A 22,775-nucleotide genomic window follows, 5' to 3' on the forward strand; every position below is an offset into this window, starting at 1 on the left:
CCTATCCTCCCATCCCGATTCAAGCCTCGCGCTCAGTATTAAGGCATTTTTAAAACTGTCATAAAAATCCGCTAAACGGCTATTTTTTAAGCTTTTATTCTGAACACCCGAAACTCTTCTCCACAGGAGGCTGCGCTCGGGCAGGCTATTTCAGAACATCTGTGGCAGTTGACGAGTCTCGTGCCGAAAGGCTACCCATCGCTTCCATCCTCTCACTAGCGGTGCCGGGCATGACGACGATCAATCCTCCTCCTTCCCGCATCTACCTGCTGCGCCATGCCAAGTCCGGCTGGGCGGAGCCGGGACAACACGATTTCGATCGGCCCCTCGACAATCAGGGCTTCGCACAGGCCGAGATCGTTGCCGACAAGGCTGCCGATCGCAACTACCGGCCTGATATCCTTATCAGTTCCACCGCCATCCGATGCCGCCAGACCGCCGAGGCGGTCCGACGTGCGATCAGCGAGGAGATCGAGCCTGTCTTCATCGACGAGCTCTACAACGGCTCGCTCGGCACCTATCTCGCGATTCTGGCAGGCCAGCGGGACAGCAACTCGGTCATGCTCGTCGGCCACAACCCGACCATGGAAGAAGTGCTGGAAGGGCTGATCGGCGCCGACCAGATGGTGGCGGCCGTCCCCGGCGGCTACCCTCCTGCCGGTCTTGCGGTACTCGATTATCGCGGTTTTGTCGCAGGCTCCGATGCAGCCTGGACCCTGACCGACTTCCTGACGGCCTGAACTGGACCCGAGCGACGGCTTTGCGGCCTCCCACCGGCTTCCTATATAGGCGTAAACTCTGGCCCCGGAATGACGCCTTGCCGCCTTCGCTTACCAGCTTCTCGGATGACGCGCGCATCGCGCTCGACAATCTCGCCGACCGTGCCTCGGGTCTCGTGCATCCGACGATCCGGCTCGGCGTGACCGGCCTGTCGCGAGCCGGCAAGACCGTGTTCATCTCGTCGCTCATCCACAATCTCCTGAACGGGGGCCGGCTGCCGCTCTTCGAGGCGTTCCGGTCCGGCCGAATCTCTGCCGTACGGCTCGAGCCGCAGCCGGACGACGCCATCCCGCGCTTCCAGTACGAAGACCACATCCAGGCGCTGGTGCGCGACCGCATCTGGCCGGATTCGACCCGTGCGATCTCGGAATTGCGCATTACCCTCGACTACCAGAGCGCCAGCGGCTGGGGCCGGATGTTTTCGCGCGGCCGGCTGTCGATCGACATCGTCGATTATCCCGGCGAATGGCTGCTCGACCTGCCGCTGCTGGGGCAGGATTTTCGCACCTTCAGCGACAATACCGTAACCCTTGCCGGGACCGGCATACGCGAGGAATTGTCGCGGGAATGGCTCGCCCTCGCAAATGGCATAGATGCGGACGCCCCGGCTGACGAAATGACCGCAAGGCGGCTGTCGGACGCCTTTGCGGGCTACCTCAAGGCCTGCAAGGCGGACGAACGGTCGCTTTCAACCCTGCCGCCCGGCCGCTTCCTGATGCCCGGCGATCTCGAAGGCTCGCCGGCGCTCACGTTCGCACCGCTGCCGAACATGCCCGACACCAAAGCGCCGAAGGGTTCGCTGCGGGCGATGATGGAGCGTCGCTACGAGGCCTACAAGAACGTCGTGGTCAAGCCGTTCTTCCGCGAGCATTTCGCGCGGCTGGACCGCCAGATCGTGCTGATCGACGCGCTGCAGGCGATCAATCGCGGCCCCGAAGCGGTGCAGGATCTGGAACGGGCGCTGACCGACGTACTCGCCTGTTTCCGTCCAGGCCACAACAGCTTCTTCTCCTCCCTGATCGGTCGCCGGATCGACAAGGTTCTGGTCGCGGCGACCAAGGCGGATCACCTGCACCACGAGAGCCATGACCGCCTGGAACGGCTCACCGGCCGGCTGGTCGATCGGGCCGTGCAGCGCATCGGCATGGCCGGCGCCGGCATCGAGGTGATGGCGATCGCATCGGTGCGCGCCACCCGCGAGGCGACGGTCAAGGAAGACGGCCATCTCCTGCCGGTCATCGTCGGCACGCCTATTGCGGGCGAGATGATCAATGGCGAACGCTTCGATGGAAGTAAGAAAACTGCGATATTTCCCGGTGACTTGCCGGAAAACCCTGAAGCATTTTTTCAACAGCTGGATTCCGTCGATGCGGAACTTCCGGAGATCAATGTGGTACGCTTTCGTCCGCCGGCGCTGGAAGAGGCCAATGGCGGCATCAAGCTCTCGGTGCCGCATATCCGGCTCGACCGCGCCATGCAGTTCCTGTTCGGAGATCGCCTCGCATGAGACCGCCCGAATCACCTCAGAACACCAGGCGCCGGCCCGCATCTTTCTCCATCGAAGAGGAAAACGCGTCGCGGCAAGAAACCCTGCCTGCCCCGCGTCGCAGCCCGCGCAGCTTCCAGGACGGCGTCGTGGTGACGCCCGACGAACAGGATCCGTTCGTGACGCCCCCCGAACTCGCCGCGGAGGCCATCCCGGTCGCCGAGCCTCGGGCGCGCAAGAGATTCTCGTTCGTCAATCTGGCGACGGCCGCCTTCGGCACCTTCCTGTCCCTCGCCTTCGGTCTCTGGGCCGATAGCGTCGTCCGCGACCTGTTCACCCGCGCCGACTGGCTCGGATATGCGGCACTCACCGCGCTTGCCATCGGGCTTATCGCCGTCGCCGTGATCGTCGGCCGCGAGATTTTCGGCATGATGCGGCTTTCTGCCGTCCAGACGCTGAAGGCCCAGGCGGAAGAGGCGGTCGTTTCTCCTCGCCCGGCCGCTGCGCGCACCGTCGTCGCCACGCTCACCAAGATCCTCAGTCACCGGGCGGAGACTGCGAAGGGGCGCGCCAACCTCGATGCCACGAAGGACGAGATCATCGACGGGCCGCAGCTCATCGAGCTTGCCGAACGGGAGCTCCTGGCACCGCTCGACCGCAAGGCCCGGGCGCTCATCCTCGGATCGTCCAAGCGTGTCTCGATCGTCACCGCGGTCAGCCCGCGCGCCATCGTGGATCTCGCCTATGTGCTTTTCGAAGTGACGCGGCTGATCCGTGCCATGGCCGAGCTTTACGGCGGCAGACCTGGCACGCTCGGGCTGTTGAGGCTGATGCGGGATGTCATCGCCCATCTCGCCGTGACGGGCTCGATCGCCGTCGGCGACGGTGTCGCGCAACAGGTTCTGGGACACGGCCTCGCCTCGAAACTATCCAAGCGTCTGGGCGAGGGCGTGATCAACGGCCTGCTGACCGCGCGAATCGGCATCGCTGCCATGGACCTCTGCCGGCCACTGCCCTTCCGGGCGGTCAAAAGACCCGGAATCGGCGATTTCATCTCGGATATCGCGACTGTCGGCGGGCGCAAAGATGAACAATAGAGTACCTGACCATGGCTCAGACGGGGCCATCGTCACCACTCGTTAACCATTCCCACTTAAATTACGGGACACTTAAAGTTGCTGCTCGTCAGGGGAAAGTTCATGTATTCGCGCTTCTTTTCGCTTCTTGGCGGGTTCGCCATTCTGACCGTCGCGGCGACCTCCGCCATGGCACCGCAGGCCGAGGCCGCTCCGCGCGACAAGGCTTTCTTCCAGTCGGTCGCCGGCGTCTGGAAAGGTCCTGGCGAAATCGTCGCCGGGAAATACAAGGGCACCAAATTCAACTGCAACCTCACGGGTGCCGCGATCCCGGACAGCAATGTCGGCATCAAGCTCGACGGAACCTGCCGCGTCGGCGTATTCCAGCAGCCGATGTCGGCCACGATCACTCAGAACGGCCGCGGTTATACCGGCAAGTTCCTGGACGGCGCCGAAGGCAAGGGTCTCGACATCATTTCCGGCTCGGTCAGCGGCGACAAGGTCGTCATGGGCATCAACCGCAATCAGCTCAACGGCGCGATGGTCGCGAGCCTGCGCGGCGAGAACAAGATGAACATCACCATCTCGATCAAGGTCGAGGACCAGATGGTGCCGGTGATCGGCCTCAGCCTGGACCGTGACATGGATTCGATCGCCGTCGGCTCGATCAACCAGTAGGATCGCCGGGGCGCCTCAGGCGCTCCGCCACCAATCCTGGCTATCCCGCGCGACCCTGATGCCAGCGGTATCCGCACTTGCCAGCCAGTCGCGCACCGTTCTCCCCTTCACCACCAATTCCGGCGCGATGTCGGCCAGCGGCATCATCACGAAGCCGCGGTCGGTCATGCGCGGATGCGGCACTTCCAGTTTTTCGCTTCTCTGTTCGCGCATGCCATAGGTCAGGATATCGATATCGATGGTCCGTGGTCCCCAGCGTTCCAGCCGGACGCGCTTCATGCCGCGCTCGATCGACAGACAGACGTCCAGCAGGTCCTGCGGCTCCAATGAAGTCTCCACCAGGACGCAGCAGTTGAAGAAATCCGCCTGGTCGGTCTTGCCCCAGGGCGGGGTCGAGTAGAGTTTCGAGACAGCGAGAACCCGGCAGTCTTCGCGCCCATCGAGCTGCCTGAGCGCCTCGGCCATCGACGACGGCGGGTCACCGATATTGCCGCCAAGCCCCAGAGCCGCGACCTCGACCGTCTTTTCAGGCGAAATGCTCAACACGCACCTCCGCGTAATCCAGGATGCCGGGGATCGGCACGCTCGGCTTGCGAACGGCGATCTCTGCCCGGCGGATCTGCGGCGACCAGGCGCAGAGCGCCTTGGCGATGTCCTTAGCGAGCGTCTCGATGAGGTTGCGGCGGTGGCCGGTCACCACCTTCTCGACGATCTCGTAGGCGATGCCGTAGTGCACCGTGCTTGAAACATCGTCGTTTTCGAGCGCCTCGTCCGCCTCGACATCCATGATGACGTCGATGAAGAAACGCTGGCCGAGCGTGGCCTCCTGCTCGAAAGCGCCATGCTTGGCGTAGAACGCACAGTTCTTCAGCGTGATCGTGTAGGTCGCCATCAAAGGCCCTCTCTTGCGTAGTAAGCGGAGGCTGCTGCGAGAACCGCGTCGGCCATCGCCAGCGCATCCCGGTTGGCGGCAACGTTGTGGACGCGGAAGACCGACGCCCCCGCAAGGCGCAGGATTGCCGTGGTCGCGGCGGTGCCGACGTCGCGTTCGTTCGCCTTTTCCCGTCCCGTCAGGGCGCCGATGAAACGCTTGCGCGAGGTGCCAGCGAGCAGCGGAAAACCGAGCCGATGCAGTTCGGCAAAACGCGCCATCAATTCGATGTCGTCGTCACGGTCCTTGGCAAAGCCGAAGCCGGGATCAAGCACGATCGCCTCGTCGGAAATGCCGGCGCTGCGAGCGATCTCGAGAGACTGCTGCAGGAAAAATTCCTGGTCCGCGATTCGATCGGGCCGCTTTTCCTGCTCGCGCCCGCGGCCGGTATGCATGATGCAGACCCCGGCGGATGTTCGAGCCGCAACGGCTGCAATTTCCGGCTCGCGCTGCAGGCCGTGGACGTCGTTGATGATATGGGCTCCCGCCGCCATCGCCAGGCGAGCGGTTTCCGCGCGGTAGGTATCGATCGAGATCAGCGCATCGGTCTCGGCGGCCAGTTTTTCGATCACCGGCAGGACGCGGTCCTGCTCTTCGGCCGCCGTCACCTCGGCGGCGCCGGGCCGCGTCGACTCACCGCCGATATCGAGGATAGCGGCGCCGTCGCGGACGCAGGAAACGGCGTGAGCCACCACGGCATCCATGTCCGCGTAGCTTCCACCGTCGGAAAAGGAATCGGGCGTGATGTTGATGATCGCCATAATCTGGCCCTGGCGACCGAGTTCAAGGATGCGGCCCCGCCCGACACGCCAGGTGCTGTTGCGCTGCGATATCACCGGCCGGCCGTCTTTCGAAGGGTAACGCAAAATTTGATGCCTTTGTGTTGCGCTCAGGCTGGCTATGCCCCAAGGTCCCCATAAGTTCAACGTCGCAGGCCATAGAATGTTCTCCATGCGCAGAGTCCGCCGGTTTTTCGGTGTCTTTCTTCTCCTCTGCGTGATCCCTGCGACGGCCATGGCAGAACCGGTCATCAACAAGACCTATTCCTATTTCCGGATCGGCGGCCGCACGGCCGAGGACCTCGACAAGGAATTGGAGAACCGTGGTCCCCTCACCCGCGGCACCGGCCATCGCCATCCCGGCGCCACCGAAATCAAGTTCGGCGGCGACGTCACCTATGTCGAAAAGAGCGGGCGCTGCTCGGTCGGCGGGGCGCGGGTGACACTTCGAACCCACATCATCCTGCCGCGCTGGGGCAATCGCGGCCGTGCCACGGCCGATCTCGGCTTCATCTGGGATACGCTGTCGAAGGACATCAAGCGCCACGAGGAGCGGCATGCGGAAATCGCCCGCAACAACGCGCGCCAACTCGAACGGGAACTGCTCAGCCTCCCCGCCAACAGAACCTGCGATGCGCTGGAAAGACAGGTGGCGGAGACGACCCGCCGTGTTCTTGAGGCGCATGACCGGGAGCAGCTGCGGTTCGACCAGATCGAGGCGGCCAATTTCGACTCGCGGATGATTCGGCTCTTGCAGTATCGCCTGAAGCGATCCGGCAATTGATCCGATTTTGGGGTGAAGCAGCCCGACCAACCGCGCCCAGGCTTTTGCGGAGCTTGCATCATCCCTCGTCAATGACGGGTGATTTATGGTGATAGTCTAAAATAGAAATATCGGATACAACCTAAGACATAGCTTACCTGCCAACGCTTCGAAAAACGAGGCAGATGAGGTAGATAGCCGCAGGATCAGCGTACCTTTCCGGTTTTCGAACCGATGTGTCGGACGCGGTTGTTTCAGGTGTTCCTGAGTTTGGTTTCCGGTGTTTTAGTTCTCCTGGCGCGTCTTCAAGCCGCAGGTGTTTCCTCCCTCCCCTGCTGGTGATGCGCCCGCCTTGCCTCGCTTGCCGCTTTCGCGGAGCGAGGCTTTTTTTTGCCCAGAAACAGGTATTTCGGCAAAGTGACGATCAGGCCACGATCAGGCTTGGCGCTCGGGTACGTTGACCACGAGCCCGTCGAGATCAGCCTTCACCTTGATCTGACAGGAAAGACGCGAGTTCGGCTTCACCTCGAAGGCGAAGTCGAGCATGTCTTCCTCCATGGGCGCCGGCGGACCGACCTTTTCGGTCCACGCCTCGTCGACATAGACATGACAGGTGGCGCAGGCGCAGGCGCCGCCGCATTCGGCCTCGATGCCGGGGACGGAATTGCGAACCGCATTCTCCATAACGGTGGAGCCTTGCTCGGCTTCGATATCGAAGCGCGTTCCGTCAAAGGCAACGATGGTCAGTTTCGTCATGATAGGGAAATCCGGGATGTTGAAGGGTCAGGGCACACTATTTAAGCGCGCTGTCTTCCAATAAAACCCCGACGCAGTCAACATTTTCGGGCGCCGCCGGCTGTTCCATCGGCGCCGTGCGGAGCTGATTCGCCGAATCGCTTCAGCGGCAGAGCTTGTTGATGAAGTTTTCGGCCTCGACGACGGCGGCAGCGACGGCCGCCCGCAACGAGGCGTCGGAGCCATTATCCTCGACGCGCTCGGCAGCAGCCGAAACCTTGAAAGCGCCGACAGCACCGGCAGCACCCTTCAGGCGATGCGCGGCCGCCATGACCAGGGCGGTATCGGCGTTCGCCATGTCATGGAGGGCGCGGCGCGCCTGGCGCGCGAACATCTGGAGCACTTCGACTTCCAGGTTCTTGTCGCCCATGGTCTGTGTTGCGAGATGGACGAGATCGATCGGACGGGACTGAGAAGGGCAACCGCCCCTCAATGTTTCTGGAGCTTCGAACGCGATACTGACCGCTGCCATTGCCATGAACCTGTTTTCCCTGTTGTTCTTCTGATAATGTCCCAAATTGTGCGGGCCAATCGCAGCTATCCCGTTAAATTCCGGCACAATCTGGGCCGGATTCTTCCGGCATGGTTAATTTCTGCTAAGCTCCCGGGATTTTAGTACTTTTGCATCTTCGCATGGTTTAAATTCTGTTAACAACACTCCGCGGCATCGTTCGAAGGCAGGCGTCATAATTGTGCAGGGTGGCCGAATGTGCCACTACAATACGCCTAAGGTGGCGAGGAATATCGTCCTTTTGCCCCGGATGGTAGGTTGGTAAGCTTTCATTATCATCCGTTTGAAAGAACGGCCATCCGACTTGAAAATGAATAGGAAATTTGAAATCCGCTTTGTGGGTGGAGAGTTTCCGGCAGGCAGCGTTCCATCTGTCGGTCTGCGGGCGGCAGCGCGTCAGATGGGATTTGCCGGGCGAGTATGTAACGAGGCGTAACCGCATGGCAAAGAACCCTAGCAGCGAGTCGATCGATGAGACGGCGTTCCAGGCGTTGGAAGATGCCCTAAAAATCAACTTCAACGATGATCAGTCGCGCCAAAGATCAGTGCCCCATGCCTCGGAGGCAAGAGTGTCAGACACTAACAAACCGCGTCAGACCCAGTACCAGGACGATGCCGCCGAATCATACAGATCGGCCGCCACCGAAACCGCTGCCAAATCTCCGACATTCCAGCCCGCCAACGACGCGGGCAAGCGTAGCTCGACGGCGATCCTGCGGACGCTGGAAGGCGGCGCGATGCGCTCGTCCATCCGCAATGCGGTGATTGTCTCGATCCTCTGGGCAATCGGCGGCATAGCGCTCGGGCAGATGATCTACGGCAACCAGCTCTGGCAGATTACCTCGGTCGAAGGCGTTCTTGCCGCTCCCGGCATCGTCGCGCTGGCGGTCTGCATCCTCGTTCCCATCATGCTGTTCTTCGCCTTCGCGATCATGATGGCCCGCGCCCAGGATCTGAGGACCGCCGCCCGTTCGATGGCCGAGGTGGCACTTCGCCTGTCAGATCCGGAAACCGTCGCCTCCGAGCGCATCATGAGCGTCGGCCAGGCCGTGCGCCGCGAAGTCTCGGCAATGAACGAAGGCATCGAGCGCACCATCGCCCGCGCCGCCGAACTCGAGACGCTGGTCCATTCGGAAGTGAATGCGCTGGAGCGGAGCTTCACCGACAACGAATTGCGCGTTCGCGGCCTTGTCCACGAACTCGGCGCCGAACGCGATGCGATCGTCAACCACGCCGAGCGCATTCGCTCATCGATCGTCGGAGCCCATGATCAGCTTAAGGAAGAGCTGTCGCTCGCCACCGAAGAAATCTCCATTCGCCTGGCGACATCCGGCGAAGCCTTTGCCTCGATGATCGAGACGCGCGGCGCGGCGCTGATGGAGAAGTCCAACGCGGCCGGCGAAGCACTCGGCAGCCTGCTGACGACAAAGACCGAAAACCTGCTGCAGACGCTCAACTCCTCCGGCTTCGCGCTCGCCCACGAGTTCGACGAGCGGATGGAGGCGATCAATACCGTGCTCTCGCAGCGCGGCCAGGCGCTTCTCAACGAATTCCAGACGCGCGCCTCTTCTCTCGACGCCAATACCGAAAAGCTCAACGCAGCGCTTGCGGACCGCACCCGCCAGCTGAACGAGACGCTGCTGGCCCGCACGAAGGAAATCACCGACGGACTTGCCGAAAGCGAACAGACGCTCACCGGTTCGCTCGGCGGCATCCTTGCGGCTCTCAACAGCTCGCTCGAAGAAAAGAGCTCGTCTTTCCGCCAGAACCTGCAAAGCACGGTCGAAGACGTTGTCCTCGACCTCGACATGCGCTCCGGCTTCTTCGAAGAGCGCCTGCAGACGACCGTCGGCCTGCTCAGCACCACCTTCGACGACAGCATCTCGCAATTCACCTCCGCCTTCGACCAGCGCGCCGGCACGCTCGACAGCAAGCTGATGGACAGCCTCGCCCGCATCAACGAGACCGTGGCAAGCGGTTCGGAGGCGATCGAGAACATCCTGTCGTCCAGCGTCGAGCGCATCAGTTCCTCGCTGACCGACCAGTCGCTGGCACTCGAGACGACGCTCGGCACCGGCCAGGAAATGCTGGATGCTATGCTCGGAAGCCGCTCGCGCGAACTGTCCGACGCATTGTCGGCCCGCAGCACTGAAATTCAGGATACGCTGGCCTCCCGCGCTACCGAGATCGAGGGCGCGCTCACGACACACACCGGCGAACTCCAAGAGGTCCTCGGATCCCGGACCAGCCAGCTCCGGGATGTGCTCGGAACACGCACGAGCGAACTCCAGTCCGTTCTCGTCTCTCGCACCGAGGAGCTCCAGGAAGCACTCGGAACGCGCACCGGCGAACTCCAGTCCGTACTTACCGCGGGCACCGGCGAACTTCACGAAACGCTCGGAGCGCGGACCACCGAACTCCAGGACGTGCTGACCACCCGCACCGGCGAGCTTCAGAACGTACTGGCTTCGGGCAGCGGCGAACTTCAGGATGTCATCGGCGCTCGCACTACCGAGCTTCAGGACGCGCTTGCGCTGCGCACCGATGAACTCAAGGACGTGTTTGCATCCGGCACCGGCGAACTTCACGCCGGTTTTGCGAGCGCACATCAGAACATCGAAGCAACGCTCGCCGAGCGCAGCAGCAGTCTGCTCGGCACGCTTTCGGATAACCAGGCCAAGTTCGAACAGAGCCTGGCAATTCGCTCCGGCGCCATCGTCGCTGCCCTTTCCGGCAGCCACGATCATCTGACCGAGGTGCTGAGCCAAAAGTCCAGTGCGATCGAGACGTTGATGTCCGGCGCGCCGGAGCGGCTCGCCGGCATGTTCGACGAAAAATCGGAGCACATCGCCCGCACGCTCGCTGCCAGCGAACAGCGGCTCGGTGACGAGCTGGGTCGGCGCGCCTCCCAGATGCAGTCGTCGCTGGATGCCAATCGCGAGCGGATCTCGGAAATCCTCGAAGACAAATCGATGGAAATCGCCACGTCCTTTGCGCTCGGTGAAGATCGCCTCGCCGGCATGCTGGACGAGAAGTCGGAATCCATCACCCGCGCGCTGACGGAGACCGAACAGCGTATGAGCGGCGACCTCGCCCGCCGCACCTCCGAGATCCACGAGGCGCTTGGCGTCAACCGCGAGAAGCTCGCGGAAATCCTCGACGACAAGTCGATGGAGATCGCCACGTCCTTCGCGCTCGGCGAAGACCGCCTCGCCGGCATGCTGGACGAAAAGTCGACGGCAATCGCCAACACCTTCATCGATGCCGACGTTCGCATCGAGCAATCCTTCGCGGACCGGGCGGAAGCGATCCGCAACGCCTATGCCGACAATCAGCTCAATCTCGACCTGTCGCTCGAAACCCGCACGGCCGAGCTCGCACGCCTCCTCGAAAGCGGCGGCGAACGCCTCGAACAGGCCGTCGGTGGTGCAAGCAGCCGCATCGAAACGGCGCTCGCAACCGGCGCCCAGCGTTTCGAAACGGGCATGGCGGACGGGCTGGAGCGCGTCGAAGCCGTGCTCGGCTCGACGCAGGAGCGCATTGCCGCAACCATCGGCCTTGGCCATCAGCAGCTCGAAACGACGCTCGGTTCCGGCTACGAGCAGATTCGTGACACTCTCGAAGAGCGTACCCACTCGATTGCCAGCACGCTCGGCGAAGCACAGAGCCAGATCGGCTCCCTGATGGAGGATCAGGTGACGTCGCTCGGCACTTCGATTGCGGCAAGTGCCGGAATGCTGGAAATGTCGCTCGAAACCCAGCAGACTGCTCTGCGCGACGCGATCGATACGGCAGGCCAGTCTCTCGAAGAACGTCTGCGCGACAATGTCGGTACGCTCGCCGTCAGGCTTTCCGATGCCGCCGGCGAGATCGGCCGCTCGGCCGACGCCTTCTCCAACCGCATCCGCCAAACCGTCGGCGGTGTCCAGGAGGCACTCGAGGAAACCGGCAGCCGCATCGAATCGACCTTCGGCGGGCTCGAAGGCCGCATCCGGGGCGAGATTCTCGAAGCGGCCCAGCTGGTCGACGAAGCCGGCGGCAATCTCTCGGCAACGCTCATCAACCGCACGGCCGACCTGGAACGTGTCGCCGTCGAGGCCTCTGACCGCATCACCGAGACCATGGACGGCCGCACCGCCCGTATCGAGGAGCGCCTCGGCACGATCGACCGCGCGCTGACGATCGGCCTCGACAACGTCACCAAGACCATCGAAAGCAAGGCCGTCGGCCTCGCCTCGACATTGCGCGAAGCGGTCGGTGCCGCGGCCCAGAGCATGGACAGCGAAGCCACCCGTTCCGCCGAAGTGCTGGCGCGTGCCGGTGCGGAATTCACCGAGGAACTTACTAACCGCAACGCCGAATTCACCAGGGCGATCGAGGAACGTTCGACCCAGATCGTCGGCCGGATTTCGGAAACCCAGAACCGGCTTGCCGGCCAGGCGGCAACCGTAGCGCTTGCCTTCTCGGAAGCCGGCAATGCGATCGTCCACAAGGTCGCGGAGGCCGACAGCCTGGTGAAACGCCAGGTGACGGCAATCTCGGAGGCGCTTGACGAGGCGCAGAAGGCGCTCGACTCGCGTGGCGACGGCATCCGCACCACGCTCGCCGATACCGCAAGCCAGCTCGACACCGCCATGGACGCCGTCGATCGCGCACTCGCGGCCCGCGGCGACGCCATCCACACGGCCCTCGATGCCCGTGCCCGCGATCTGAACTCCATGCTCGCCGGCCGCTCGGCTGAATTGGCACGCCTTCTCGATGAAAAGGCAAAGCCGATGGTCGAGGAATATGCCGCGACTGGCCGTACCGCCATCGAGCAGATGACGACCGCTGCCCAGCAGGGTGCGGAGCGGCTCTCGGCCGTGGCGCAAGAAACGACGGCACGGCTGTCTTCTGCCGCAGAAGAGACGACCGCGCGGCTTTCTTCCGCCACGGAAGAATCGACGGCACGCATCCGCAATGAGAACTCCGCGCTCGTCGATGCGATCGCCGCGCGGACCAACGAGACGCTCGCCGCCATCACCCAGCGGACCGAAAGTGCCGCCGGCACCATGCGTCACGTCGAACAGGGCCTGTCGTTCAGTGTCAACAGCCTCATCGACAAGCTGGCCGAAAGCAATTCGAACATTTCCGCGATGGTCCATGAGACAGCGAAGGAACTCGGCAGTACCGCCGATGCCGTCGCCCATCACCTTTCGGAAGCCGACCGCAAGCTCAGCGTCACGGCCAACCGGTTCGTCCAGTCGGCAACCAACTCCGCTGATATCGTTTCCGGCTCGACCCGCATGCTCGAAGACAATATCGGGCGGATGTCGGACGTCTTCGGCAATACGCTCGAGCAGGTCAGCAGCCTCGTGGGCCGTTTCGACGACCACTCAAGGGTGCTTGTCGAAGCATCCGAGCTCCTCGGTGCAGCACAGTCCAACCTCGTCAGCACGCTGGACGAACGCCAGAACGCGCTTCGCATCCTGTCGACCGGCCTGGTCAAGCGTTCCGAGGAAATCGAGACGACGATGCGCAGCCTGACGACCCTCGTCGACGGCGCTTTCGAACGGGCGGAAGAACGTTCGCTGCAGGTCGGGTCACGGCTTCGCGAAAGCCTGCACGCCTCGTTTGCCGATATCGGCCGGACGCTCGGGGAAACCCAGCATCGCGCCGAAGTGACAGCCGATGCTATGCGTGAAGCGCTGATCAGCGCCGGCAGCGATGCCAACCACGCCATCGAGACGACGCTGTCGGACGCCGAGAGGCGCACCCGCGATCTTTCCGAGCGGATGCGCGGCAGCATCTCGCAGTCGCTGAGCGACGTCGAGCAGCTGCTGTCGGATGCCACAACCCGCTCCGGCAGTGCCGCGGAACAGCTGCGCGATACGCTCAGGGAATCGGTCGAGGAAGCCATTAACCGCTTTGCCGGCGCGACCGACGAAATCCGCCGGTCGGCGCAGGATATCCGTCGCGAGCTGGATACGACCCGCACCGAACTCAAGCGCGGCGCGTTCGACCTGCCGGAAGAAGCCAAGGAAAGCGCCGCCGCCATGCGGCGTGCCGTCGCCGAGCAGATCAAGGCACTGCAGGATATCTCGGCGCTGGTCGGCCGCTCGACCCAGAACTTCGAGATCTCCGAAGCTTCGGCACCGCGCCAGGCGCCGGCTCCCGCTCCGCAGCCGGCCCCTGCCCGTCCTCAGCCTGCTGCAGCAGCCATCCCGCAGCCGGCTCCGCCCGCACCCCGCAACGATCCGTATGCTGGAAACGCGCTGCGCGGAACGCTGCCGCTCGATCGGCAGGCGCCCGTTCCCCGTTCACCGGAGCCGCGCGGCACCGACGGCGGCTGGATCAGCGACCTGTTGCGCGGCGCATCGCGCGACGAGGTGACGGATACCCCGGCGGCACCCCGTCAGCAGCCACAGCAGGCACCGCGTGCCGCCGAACCGGCCCCAGCCCCGCGTGGCAACGGTGACAACCGCAACCCGCGCCACATGGTGGAATCGCTGAATTCGCTGTCGGTCGATATCGCCCGGGCCATCGATCATGACGCATCGGTCGACCTGTGGCGGCGTTACCAGCGCGGCGAGCGTGACGTCTTCACCCGTCGCCTCTACACGCTGAAGGGTCAGCAGACCTTCGACGAGATCAAGCGCAAGTACGACCGCGAACCGGAATTCCGCACCGCCGTCGACCGCTATATCGCCGATTTCGAAAAGCTGCTCGCCGACGTCGCCCGCACCGACCGCGACAAGACAGTCACCCAAAGCTACCTCACCTCGGATACGGGCAAGGTCTACACGATGCTGGCCCACGCCGCCGGCCGGTTCAACTAAGAGCCGGCTCTGACATACGAAGACAAAAGGCCGCCTTTCGGGGCGGCTTTTTTATTAAGATCTGTAAAAAATTCAGAACTTGAGTTGCTGGTCTCGCCGAGTTCAGGCGCTCGCCTCATCCGGGTGAACGATATGCTTCGCTCCCTGCGGCATCGTGTTGATAAGGCCACGGAGAGGCCGGGGCTTCAGGTCGAACGCATTCAGATCATCCCGCGTCGGCAGCACTCACCGAAACTCCAGATCTGCGTCACCGTCACGGCTGCGATGGACGATCCCGTGGTCGTCGAATGCCAGCGGCCGCGAAAGTTCCGCCTCGAAATAGAAGCCGATCTCATGGGTTTTCCGACCGCCGAGCTCAAAGAAATTTTCGATCACGAAGCGGAGCGGTCCTCATGAAATTCGACACGTCCGCCGGGCAAGGCCCAGAAGGGATCGTTGACGGCCCGGTGGATCAGAATATGCCGGTGGGACCAGATCAGCGCATCGGCCCGGAACTGGAAGCGCGAGACGCCGCGGTCCAGGACGATCATCGTCCGGGTGTAATCATCCATGGCTTCAACACCACCTTTTCGGGGCGACGGGGCAACGGACAACGGGTAACGGACAACGGGGCGACGGTTCGAAGGTGCCGGTCGACGCATATCGCGACGGTAAGGCGGCTGATCCGAACCCGCCCTGCTAGGTGGTGCGACGCCCGGGGAACCCAGGCGGTTTATTTCTTTTGATTGCCCGCAAAAGCGGCCGTCAAGCCAAGGCCGATGTAGACGAAACCACTGACCCAGCGTTCAGCCTTGAGGTAGACGGGACTGCGCTTCAGCCAGTTGCCGGCCGTGCCGGCAGCAAGTGCATAGGTGCTATCCGTCAGAATACCAATCACCGTGTAGAGAATCCCGAGAAAAGCGATCTGCATCGCCACGTGGCCACGGTCGACCTCAACGAACTGCGGCAGGAAAGCCAGAAAGAACAGCGCTGTTTTTGGATTGAGGAGGTTGACTATAAAGCCCTCGCGAAAGAGGCGCATGCGGCTGCGCACTGGCAAGTCGCTCTCGACGCCGGGAATGTCCGAGGGGCCGAAGAGCTTCTTGAGGCCAAGCCAGATCAGGTAGGCCGCGCCAGCATACTTCACTACGCTGAAGGCCAGCGCAGACGATGCCAGGAGCGCCGACAACCCCACAGCGGCGGCAACGACGTGAACAAGTGTGGCCGTGTGGATGCCAAGGATTGAAACGAGGCCGGCAGAACGGCCCTGCTCGACCGAGCGCGCGAAGATGTAAAGGACTGCCGGTCCCGGCACGAGAAGCAGCACCAGCGTGGCGCTGACGAACAGGCCGAGATTGGCTGCACTGGGAATTGCCAAATCCATGATTGTCTTGCTCCAACTCCTATTACCGTAGCGATAACATTGAGCTGCGTCCAAGGCTAGATAAGCCTGCGGTGTTGTCACCGACAGCTATTGCAAGATGGGACTTTCAGCTTCGTGAACTTCTGCTGTCGGCGACCTTATTGGGGCTGTCTGCCGACTGGCTGCTTGGATGCTTTCACATCGCGCCGGATTCTGATTCAGGACTCACCATGAGCCAATATGACCTGACAGATTTTGAATGGCGCGTGATCGAGCCGCTTTTAACCAACAAGCCAAGAGGTGTGCCGCTCAACCACCTCAGCCAACGTACGATCGCGCTGGCTGACAACGCCTCTACCGCGAGCCCAACTTCATTGAGCGCTGTCTCCACGCTGGAGCACTTCCGCCACGTCGTTACCCGATACGACAAGCTCGCCGTCAACTTCCTCCCATGGTTCAACTGGCCTCGTTACAGTTGTGGCTCCGCGCTTATGATACCACGGCCGCTTATCACATCGATTTCAGCGACCAGTCGACGATCTGGGCGCCGACCTTTGCGAAAGCGCGATCCAGCGCCTCGATGAAATCGCGGTTCTCGGCGCCGGAGACTGGGGCGGTCGCCTTGAACACGCTCTGGGCGCGCACCGTGCCGTTGCGGTCGTTGAGGATTTTTGCCGAGATTTCGACGTTGGCGAGACGCGGGCTACCGGCGGTGACCTCGAAGGCACGGATATCCGTCACGACCTGATAGTCGATCGCAAGACCCTGCCCCGGCTTACCGACGCCGCCGAGGCGGCCGGAGTTTTCGAAGGCTTCGACCAGCTTCGACTGGACGAGGGCCGGAAGCCGGTCGCCCCAGCGGGAATCCGCAAGATACTGGATTTCGGACGGCGAGACGCGCACCACGACCTGTTCACTGTTCAGCAATTTCAGCGCCGTCGGTTCGGGCACGAGGATCTGTCGGTTGCGGGCGGAGACGCCCTGGCCGGACGGCGTGATCGACAGATCGAACGTGTCGTTGTTCGCCTTGCTGCCGCAGCCGCTCACCAGAGCCGCAATCAGCGGCAAGGCAAGCAGAGCCGAGGCGCGGGTCGCCGCACGTCGCATCAGGAACTCCGAACCGGTCATTAAAACCCCACTGTCAAACACTGAAAACGCCCAGCTTACCGCCGCGTCCTGCCGTCATATTCCTTCACCGTCTCGCCGCCGAAGATCAGCCGCTGCGGATTCTGGTCGAAATTGGTGATCGTCTGGTCGAGCGACTGCACCGTGCGGCGCGCGTCGTTGACCAGCGTCTGTATGTCCCTCAGGCCGCTTGCCGAAAAGCGCGAGAGGTTGTCGGCGATCGGTCCGACCCGCGCGTTGATGTTGTCGGCGACGGTGCGGAAGGATTCCAGCGTCTTGCGCGCCTCGGCGAACAGGCCTTGCGAGTCGTCGCTCGAAACAAGCCCGTCCACCTTGGCCAGAATGCCGTCGACACGGCTCGAAGCGTCGTTGAGCTTTTTGGCCAGATCGGTGAAATCGCCGATCGCGCGGTCTATATCGTCCTTGCGATGCGCGAAATTGTCGACCACGCTTCGGGCCGAACCGATGGTCTGGCGGGCATCCTCGGAAGCGGCGGTAATATTGCGGATCGTCGTCGCGACCTGATCGGTATTGACCGCGCTCAGTACGCCATCTGCGCGCCTCATAAGGGTCTGGGCGTCGGAACCCACTTTTTCGAAGTTGGCGGCAGCATTCCTGACATTGGTCACCACGTCGTCGAATTTATCCGAGGCAATGGCGATATTGCGGGTGGCGCGCTCGGTATTGGAAACGACAGCGTTGATCTTTTCCGCGTCGATCGCCTTCACCAGCCGTTCGGCCGCGGCCAGGGTGGAGTTCAGCGTTCCGGAGACCCGGTCGATCGTCCCCGAGAGCGTCGACAGGCTGTTCAGGAACTTGTCGATACTGTCTGAATTCTGGGCGAGCGCCGAGGTGAAGGTTTCCACATTGCGGATGGTCTGGGTCAGCGGACCTCGCGCATCGGCGACAAAGCCCTGGATATCGCCAATCGCCGCGTCTGCACGGTCGAGGATCTTGTCGGCGGTGGCGAGCAGGTTGGTGACGCTCGATTGCTCGGCGATCAGCACGGCCGGACGGCCGTTCTCGATCGATTTCTGGAGGATGTTCTCCTCGCCCTTGGCACCGCCCGAAAGCTCGATATAGGCAGCCCCCGTCAGGCCCTGCACTTCGAGTGCGGCCTGGGTGGACTGATAGACAGGCGCATCAGCTCGCACTTCCGTGAATGCGATCGAATAACGGGGATCGTCCGGGTCGATCGTGAGGCTGCGCACCGAACCGACCGGAATACCGTTGAAGCGAACCGGAGAGCCAACCGACAATCCGTTCGCCGAGCCCGGGATGCGGATCGCCAGTTCGGCCGTCGGTCCGCCGCGGCCGGATTGCGCCATCCAGTAGACGAAGCCGAAAGCGGCAGCGATCACCAGCAAGGTGAAGAAACCGACAATGGCGTAGTTGGCTCTGGTTTCCATGGATTACGTCACTCTTCTACTTCTGCCGCAGGCTGCTTTTCTTGGACCACGACTGACCGCGCCCGCTTGCCGCGGAAATAGGACTGTACCCATGGATCGTCACAGGCAAACATATCCTCAAGCGTACCCTCGACCAAGACCCGTTTCTCTCCGAGCACAGCAATTCTGTCGCAGACCGAGAAAAGACTATCGAGGTCGTGTGTCACCATGTAGACGGTCAAGCCCAGCGTATCGCGCAGCCTGGCGATCAGCGCGTCGAAATCGGCAGCGCCGATCGGGTCGAGGCCGGAGGTCGGCTCATCGAGGAAAACGAGGTCCGGATCGAGCGCCAGGGCACGTGCAAGTGCAGCGCGCTTGATCATGCCGCCGGACAGTTCGGACGGATACTTGTCGGCCGCATCGGGTGGCAGACCGACCATCTCGATCTTCAGGTAGGCGAGTTCGTCCATCAGCGACTGCGGCAGATCGAGATATTCGCGCATCGGCAGCTGGATGTTTTCCTTCACCGTCAGGGCCGAGAACAGCGCTCCGTGCTGGAAGAGTACGCCAAGCCGCGTGTCGAGCGCCATGCGCTCGTCTTCCGCGACAGTGTCGTAGTCGGCGCCGAGAATGTGGATCGTGCCGGAACGGTGCGGCAGCAGGCCGAGGACGGTGCGCATCAGCACCGATTTTCCGGTGCCGGACGCGCCGACGAATCCCAGGATCTCGCCACGATAGATGTCCAGGTTCAGGTGGTCGAGCACCAGCTTTTCTCCGAAGCCGACCGTCAGGTCGCGGACCGACAGCACCACCTGCCGGCCATTCGACTTGTCCCTGATCGCGGTCTGCGGCACCTCTTCCAAACCGTTCTCCATCAGAAATCGATTGCGGAATAAAAAAGGGCGAACATCGCATCCATGAAGATGACGGCGAAGATCGATTTTACCACCGAGGTGGTGACATGCTGGCCAAGCGATTCGGCGCTGCCGCCGACCTTCATGCCCTCGACGGCGGCAACGATGCCGATCGCCAGCGCCATGAACGGCGCCTTGATCATGCCCGAGGCGACGGAGGTATGGTCGATCGCCTCATGAAGGCGCGACAGATAGGTATCGAAGGTGATGCCGGAATAGGCAAGAGCGACGACGGCCGCCCCGAACAGGGCCGAAAAGTTGGCGATGATCGTCAGAAGCGGCAAGGCGACGGTCAGGGCCACCAGGCGCGGGAAGATCAGGACCCCGATCGGATTGAGGCCGATCACCGTCAATGCATCGATCTCCTCGCGCATTTTCATCGAACCGATCTCGGCGGTGATGGCACTGCCCGAACGGCCGGCGATCATGATCGCCGTCAGAAGCACGCCGATCTCGCGAAGCTGCAGAATGCCGACCAGATCGACGACAAAGATCTCGGCGCCGAAATACCGGAGCTGGAAGGCGCCCTGCTGGGCGATGATCGCACCGATCAGGAAAGACATCAGCACGATGATCGGGACCGCACGCACGCCCATGCGGTCGATATGGGTGACGACGGATGCCGGCGAGACGCCGGCGCCGCGGCCGAGCTTCATCTGAGCGCCGCGGACCGCCGAGCCGAGAATATGCATGGCTGCGTAGAAATCGCCGCCGAGCGAGACCATCACTTCGCCGACCGGCGCAAACAGGCGTTCGAACAGGTTTCCCTTGTTTGCGCCGTCCGCAGGCGGCGCGGGAACGTGTTCCGGCAGGACGCCGATCAGCTCCCGGATCGGGCCTTCGCCGCCCACCAGGGCCGCTTCTGCGCCCTGCCCAGCCTTGGCGGTCATCAGCCGGCGGATGAGCCAGGCGCCGGCCGTATCGACGCCGGTGATACCGGACAGATCAATCTCCACCTTGCCCCGGTTTGCGGCATGTTCGAACCGCTCGAACTCCTTGAGCACAGGTGCTATCGTCGGGCCGCGCCATTCGCCGGCCAATACATACCGTTCACCGCCGTCGCCGGGCATATTTTCGGCCTTGATTTCGGCTGGCTGGAACGTCACGTGTTTCTTTCGCGCTTAAGCTTGTCAGGAGTTTCAATACGATGCGGTTGATCGCACTTTCGAGACCGGCAATATAGCTGCGTCATAGGGATTTGCCACAACGGGACGCGTAAAACCATGAGCCGTCACCTCGAAGCCACAATAGAGGCGTTTCCGATCTCCGGTTCCTTCACGATCTCCCGCGGCTCCAAGACCGAAGCCGAGGTCATCACCTGCACCGTCAGCGAGAACGGCTTTTCCGGCCGCGGCGAATGCGTGCCTTACAAGCGCTATGGCGAAAGCCTCAACGGTGTGATGGAGGATATCGCGGACATCGCGGACGCAATCCGCGCCGGTTTGACACGCGCAGAGCTGCAGAGACGGATGCCACCGGGTGCCGCGCGAAACGCCGTCGATTGCGCTCTCTGGGACCTCGAGGCGAAGCTGAGCGGGCAGCGTGTTGCCGATGTGATCGGCGCCACCAGCCGCAAACCCTTCGTTACCGCCTTCACGCTGTCACTCGGCGAACCGGAGGTCATGGCAGCGGAGGCGGTCCGGAATGCCTACCGACCGCTTCTCAAGATCAAGCTCGGAACGGACAATGACGAGGCGCGGCTGAGGGCTGTTCGTGACGCCGCGCCGGCCGCGCGGATCATCGTCGATGCAAACGAAGGGTGGACCGAGGAAAACCTCGCCCACCACATGGCGATTGCCGCCGAAACCAATGTCTCGTTGATCGAACAGCCATTGCCGGCCGGCCGGGATGCGGCGCTTGGCCGGATCCGCCGCCTCGTTTCGGTCTGCGCCGATGAAAGCGTGCATGCCACGGAGGACCTGGCAAGCCTTCGCGACCGTTATGACGCAGTCAACATCAAGCTCGACAAGACCGGCGGTCTAACCGAAGCGCTGGCGATGAAGGCGGAAGCACAGCGGCTCGGATTTGCCGTGATGATCGGCTGCATGGTCGGCTCTTCGCTCGCCATGGCGCCGGCCGTGCTGCTTGCCCAGGATGCCGACTATGCGGATCTCGACGGGCCGCTGCTGCTTTCCCGCGACCGGCCGGACGGGCTGCGTTACGAGGGGTCGCTCGTCTATCCGCCGGAAGCGACCCTCTGGGGCTGAAGTCTTGCAGCAAGCGCGATGATCGACAGGCCAAGCAGCGCCAGGACAGACATCGCCACATAGCTCGTCAGGCCGAACTGGCGGTAGAGTACCCCGGAAAGCATCGTCGCAAGCGCAAGAAAGACGCCGTTGTAGAAGACATAGGCGCCCTGCATCGAAGCTTCCTGGTCTTCGCGCACCGCCTCGACCAGCCGGTGCTGGATGCCGATATGGATGAAGGCGAAGGTGAAGGCATGGGTGGCCTGCAGCGCCAGATATCCCCAGAAATCCAGCGGCATCGGAAACAGCGTCCAGCGGACCACCGCGACGGCACAACCGATCCGCATCAGCGTCCAGGGCGAGATCCGTCTGGCGATCCAGCCCGCTGCGAAGAAGACGACGATCTCCGACACGACGGCCGCGCTCCACAGGACGCCGATCGAGCCGCTCGAAAAACCGATCTGCTGCCAGTGTATGGTGCCGAACGTATAGAACATGCCGTGCCCTGCCTGCGCCACCGACGCTCCGATCATCAGCACATGCAGGTCGAGCCTTTTCAGCGAGCTCGGCAGAGGCACCCTGTCCGGGTCCGGCCTTGCAACCGCCCGGCCGAGCCTGGGAGCCGCGAACGCAACGGCGACGGTCAGAAGAAAACCGACCGCTATCGCCGACGGTACAGCCTGGAAACCCCAGAAGCCGAGGAGCTCGCCGACGAAGAGCACCACGGCCACGAAGCCGACCGACCCCCACACCCGCATCGAGCCATATTGGAAACCCCAGCGCCGGACCCCGCTCACGGCGATCGATTCGACGATTGGCGCATAGGGCGCGAAAACCGCCGCCTGAACCGCGACGACGATGAGAACCGGCCAGAAGTCGCGGGTGAAGAACATGGCGAATGCCGTCAGCAACGACAGCGCGCCGGACCAGGCGAGCATCAGGGTGCGTTCCGTCATGCGGTCTGCAAGCAGGCCGGCAACAGGGGCCGCGGCGACGCGCAGGAAAAGCTGGGCGGCGAGAACGATGCCGATTTCGAATTCGGTGAAGGCCAGCCCGTCCAGCCAGACGGGCAGATAGGGCAGAATCACGCCATTCACCCCGAGCGGCGCCCCATAGGCGATCGCACAGCGCAACTGGAAGAACCGGGGCGCTGTTTGCGCCGTATTTAAGGGAATCACGATTTCACGGGTGGGTTGCTGAAGT

General features: G+C 62.7%; 20 protein-coding genes and 2 pseudogenes. 9 read left to right on the forward strand and 13 right to left on the reverse strand.

Annotated features, from left to right (window positions below):
• The first annotated feature begins 230 nt into the window (after nucleotides 1-230).
• From J2857_RS08815 to J2857_RS08830, 4 genes are all read left to right on the forward strand, one after another.
• Nucleotides 231-740 (forward strand): SixA phosphatase family protein, encoded by a 510-nt coding sequence (locus tag J2857_RS08815; protein ID WP_210009724.1) that lies wholly within the window; start codon nucleotides 231-233, stop codon nucleotides 738-740.
• A gap of 77 nt (nucleotides 741-817) precedes the next feature.
• A complete protein-coding gene (locus J2857_RS08820; protein WP_210009725.1) occupies nucleotides 818-2,287 on the forward strand; it encodes a YcjX family protein in 1,470 nt (489 codons plus the stop codon).
• Complete coding sequence (locus J2857_RS08825; protein WP_210009726.1) at nucleotides 2,284-3,363, forward strand: YcjF family protein; 1,080 nt, start codon at nucleotides 2,284-2,286, stop codon at nucleotides 3,361-3,363. The genes J2857_RS08820 and J2857_RS08825 overlap by 4 nt, the downstream gene beginning before the upstream one ends.
• A 102-nt stretch (nucleotides 3,364-3,465) precedes the next feature.
• Complete coding sequence (locus J2857_RS08830) at nucleotides 3,466-4,020, forward strand: hypothetical protein (protein ID WP_210009727.1); 555 nt, start codon at nucleotides 3,466-3,468, stop codon at nucleotides 4,018-4,020.
• 15 nt (nucleotides 4,021-4,035) lie between these two features.
• On the opposite strand, the gene folK is transcribed toward J2857_RS08830, so the two are convergent.
• From folK to folP, 3 genes are read right to left on the reverse strand one after another with little or no spacing between them, the layout of a single operon-like run.
• Entirely contained in the window at nucleotides 4,036-4,563 is a 528-nt protein-coding gene (folK, locus tag J2857_RS08835; RefSeq protein ID WP_210009728.1) for a 2-amino-4-hydroxy-6-hydroxymethyldihydropteridine diphosphokinase, read from the reverse strand.
• The gene (gene folB, locus J2857_RS08840; protein ID WP_210009729.1) at nucleotides 4,547-4,912 is read right to left on the reverse strand and encodes a dihydroneopterin aldolase; all 366 of its coding nucleotides are present in this window, start codon (nucleotides 4,910-4,912) and stop codon (nucleotides 4,547-4,549) included. The genes folK and folB overlap by 17 nt, the downstream gene beginning before the upstream one ends.
• A complete protein-coding gene (folP, locus tag J2857_RS08845) occupies nucleotides 4,912-5,787 on the reverse strand; it encodes a dihydropteroate synthase (protein WP_210010089.1) in 876 nt (291 codons plus the stop codon). The genes folB and folP overlap by 1 nt, the downstream gene beginning before the upstream one ends.
• A 106-nt stretch (nucleotides 5,788-5,893) precedes the next feature.
• Here folP and J2857_RS08850 point away from each other — a divergent pair, with 106 nt between their 5' ends.
• Nucleotides 5,894-6,514, forward strand: a complete 621-nt coding sequence (locus tag J2857_RS08850) for a DUF922 domain-containing Zn-dependent protease (RefSeq protein ID WP_210009730.1) — start codon at nucleotides 5,894-5,896, stop codon at nucleotides 6,512-6,514.
• Between the two features lie 414 nt (nucleotides 6,515-6,928).
• On the opposite strand, the gene J2857_RS08855 is transcribed toward J2857_RS08850, so the two are convergent.
• The gene (locus tag J2857_RS08855; protein ID WP_210009731.1) at nucleotides 6,929-7,249 is read right to left on the reverse strand and encodes a 2Fe-2S iron-sulfur cluster-binding protein; all 321 of its coding nucleotides are present in this window, start codon (nucleotides 7,247-7,249) and stop codon (nucleotides 6,929-6,931) included.
• 142 nt (nucleotides 7,250-7,391) lie between these two features.
• Nucleotides 7,392-7,760 (reverse strand): Hpt domain-containing protein, encoded by a 369-nt coding sequence (locus tag J2857_RS08860; RefSeq protein WP_373426810.1) that lies wholly within the window; start codon nucleotides 7,758-7,760, stop codon nucleotides 7,392-7,394.
• Between the two features lie 479 nt (nucleotides 7,761-8,239).
• Here J2857_RS08860 and J2857_RS08865 point away from each other — a divergent pair, with 479 nt between their 5' ends.
• Nucleotides 8,240-14,617 (forward strand): hypothetical protein, encoded by a 6,378-nt coding sequence (locus tag J2857_RS08865; RefSeq protein ID WP_210009733.1) that lies wholly within the window; start codon nucleotides 8,240-8,242, stop codon nucleotides 14,615-14,617.
• Nucleotides 14,618-14,842: 225 nt separating this feature from the next.
• Here J2857_RS08865 and J2857_RS31375 read toward each other — a convergent pair whose 3' ends face one another.
• The 3 genes from J2857_RS31375 to J2857_RS08875 all read right to left on the reverse strand — a co-directional run bounded on the left by J2857_RS31375 (nucleotide 14,843) and on the right by J2857_RS08875 (nucleotide 15,980).
• The gene (locus tag J2857_RS31375; RefSeq protein WP_348635667.1) at nucleotides 14,843-14,992 is read right to left on the reverse strand and encodes a hypothetical protein; all 150 of its coding nucleotides are present in this window, start codon (nucleotides 14,990-14,992) and stop codon (nucleotides 14,843-14,845) included.
• On the reverse strand, nucleotides 14,989-15,168 hold the full coding sequence (locus tag J2857_RS31380) for a hypothetical protein (RefSeq protein ID WP_306869667.1): 180 nt from the start codon (nucleotides 15,166-15,168) through the stop codon (nucleotides 14,989-14,991). Before J2857_RS31380 ends, J2857_RS31375 begins: the two co-directional genes overlap by 4 nt.
• 161 nt (nucleotides 15,169-15,329) lie before the next feature.
• Nucleotides 15,330-15,980 (reverse strand): LysE family translocator, encoded by a 651-nt coding sequence (locus J2857_RS08875; protein ID WP_210010090.1) that lies wholly within the window; start codon nucleotides 15,978-15,980, stop codon nucleotides 15,330-15,332.
• A 209-nt stretch (nucleotides 15,981-16,189) separates the two neighbouring features.
• On the opposite strand from J2857_RS08875, the pseudogene J2857_RS08880 reads away from it, so the two are divergent.
• Nucleotides 16,190-16,267: pseudogene (locus J2857_RS08880) on the forward strand (IS5/IS1182 family transposase); the annotation flags it as partial.
• A 38-nt stretch (nucleotides 16,268-16,305) separates the two neighbouring features.
• Nucleotides 16,306-16,464, forward strand: a pseudogene (locus J2857_RS30890) (IS5/IS1182 family transposase); the annotation flags it as partial.
• Nucleotides 16,465-16,469: 5 nt separating this feature from the next.
• Here J2857_RS30890 and J2857_RS08885 read toward each other — a convergent pair.
• From J2857_RS08885 to J2857_RS08900, 4 genes are read right to left on the reverse strand one after another with little or no spacing between them, the layout of a single operon-like run.
• Nucleotides 16,470-17,087 carry an ABC-type transport auxiliary lipoprotein family protein gene (locus J2857_RS08885; RefSeq protein ID WP_210009734.1) on the reverse strand — a complete coding sequence of 206 codons (618 nt, stop codon included), beginning with the start codon at nucleotides 17,085-17,087 and terminating at the stop codon, nucleotides 16,470-16,472.
• A gap of 35 nt (nucleotides 17,088-17,122) precedes the next feature.
• Nucleotides 17,123-18,493, reverse strand: coding sequence for an MlaD family protein (locus J2857_RS08890; RefSeq protein ID WP_210009735.1), 1,371 nt, complete (start codon nucleotides 18,491-18,493; stop codon nucleotides 17,123-17,125).
• A gap of 8 nt (nucleotides 18,494-18,501) precedes the next feature.
• Nucleotides 18,502-19,347 carry an ABC transporter ATP-binding protein gene (locus J2857_RS08895; protein ID WP_210009736.1) on the reverse strand — a complete coding sequence of 282 codons (846 nt, stop codon included), beginning with the start codon at nucleotides 19,345-19,347 and terminating at the stop codon, nucleotides 18,502-18,504.
• Nucleotides 19,347-20,456, reverse strand: a complete 1,110-nt coding sequence (locus J2857_RS08900) for an ABC transporter permease (RefSeq protein WP_210010091.1) — start codon at nucleotides 20,454-20,456, stop codon at nucleotides 19,347-19,349. Before J2857_RS08900 ends, J2857_RS08895 begins: the two co-directional genes overlap by 1 nt.
• Nucleotides 20,457-20,609: 153 nt before the next feature.
• Between J2857_RS08900 and dgcA the strand changes: the two genes are divergently transcribed.
• Complete coding sequence (gene dgcA / locus J2857_RS08905) at nucleotides 20,610-21,593, forward strand: N-acetyl-D-Glu racemase DgcA (RefSeq protein WP_210009737.1); 984 nt, start codon at nucleotides 20,610-20,612, stop codon at nucleotides 21,591-21,593.
• On the opposite strand, the gene J2857_RS08910 is transcribed toward dgcA, so the two are convergent.
• On the reverse strand, nucleotides 21,563-22,750 hold the full coding sequence (locus J2857_RS08910; RefSeq protein ID WP_306869655.1) for an MFS transporter: 1,188 nt from the start codon (nucleotides 22,748-22,750) through the stop codon (nucleotides 21,563-21,565). The two genes, dgcA and J2857_RS08910, sit on opposite strands and share 31 nt — an antisense overlap.
• Nucleotides 22,751-22,775: the final 25 nt, after the last annotated feature.

Source organism: Neorhizobium galegae (assembly GCF_017877055.1).
Taxonomy (GTDB): Bacteria; Pseudomonadota; Alphaproteobacteria; order Rhizobiales; family Rhizobiaceae; genus Neorhizobium; species Neorhizobium galegae_D.

What these genes read in the sequence shown, in the direction of transcription:
- J2857_RS08815 (WP_210009724.1), top strand. Translation starts at nt 231, where the DNA reads ATGACGACGATCAATCCTCCTCCTTCCCGCATCTACCTGCTGCGCCAT.
- J2857_RS08825 (WP_210009726.1), top strand. Translation starts at nt 2,284, where the DNA reads ATGAGACCGCCCGAATCACCTCAGAACACCAGGCGCCGGCCCGCATCT.
- J2857_RS08830 (WP_210009727.1), top strand. Translation starts at nt 3,466, where the DNA reads ATGTATTCGCGCTTCTTTTCGCTTCTTGGCGGGTTCGCCATTCTGACC.
- folB (WP_210009729.1), bottom strand. Translation starts at nt 4,912, where the DNA reads ATGGCGACCTACACGATCACGCTGAAGAACTGTGCGTTCTACGCCAAG.
- J2857_RS08850 (WP_210009730.1), top strand. Translation starts at nt 5,894, where the DNA reads ATGTTCTCCATGCGCAGAGTCCGCCGGTTTTTCGGTGTCTTTCTTCTC.
- J2857_RS08855 (WP_210009731.1), bottom strand. Translation starts at nt 7,249, where the DNA reads ATGACGAAACTGACCATCGTTGCCTTTGACGGAACGCGCTTCGATATC.
- J2857_RS08860 (WP_373426810.1), bottom strand. Translation starts at nt 7,760, where the DNA reads ATGGCAGCGGTCAGTATCGCGTTCGAAGCTCCAGAAACATTGAGGGGC.
- J2857_RS08865 (WP_210009733.1), top strand. Translation starts at nt 8,240, where the DNA reads ATGGCAAAGAACCCTAGCAGCGAGTCGATCGATGAGACGGCGTTCCAG.
- J2857_RS31380 (WP_306869667.1), bottom strand. Translation starts at nt 15,168, where the DNA reads ATGGATGATTACACCCGGACGATGATCGTCCTGGACCGCGGCGTCTCG.
- J2857_RS08875 (WP_210010090.1), bottom strand. Translation starts at nt 15,980, where the DNA reads ATGGATTTGGCAATTCCCAGTGCAGCCAATCTCGGCCTGTTCGTCAGC.
- J2857_RS08885 (WP_210009734.1), bottom strand. Translation starts at nt 17,087, where the DNA reads ATGACCGGTTCGGAGTTCCTGATGCGACGTGCGGCGACCCGCGCCTCG.
- J2857_RS08890 (WP_210009735.1), bottom strand. Translation starts at nt 18,493, where the DNA reads ATGGAAACCAGAGCCAACTACGCCATTGTCGGTTTCTTCACCTTGCTG.
- J2857_RS08895 (WP_210009736.1), bottom strand. Translation starts at nt 19,347, where the DNA reads ATGGAGAACGGTTTGGAAGAGGTGCCGCAGACCGCGATCAGGGACAAG.
- J2857_RS08900 (WP_210010091.1), bottom strand. Translation starts at nt 20,456, where the DNA reads ATGCCCGGCGACGGCGGTGAACGGTATGTATTGGCCGGCGAATGGCGC.
- dgcA (WP_210009737.1), top strand. Translation starts at nt 20,610, where the DNA reads ATGAGCCGTCACCTCGAAGCCACAATAGAGGCGTTTCCGATCTCCGGT.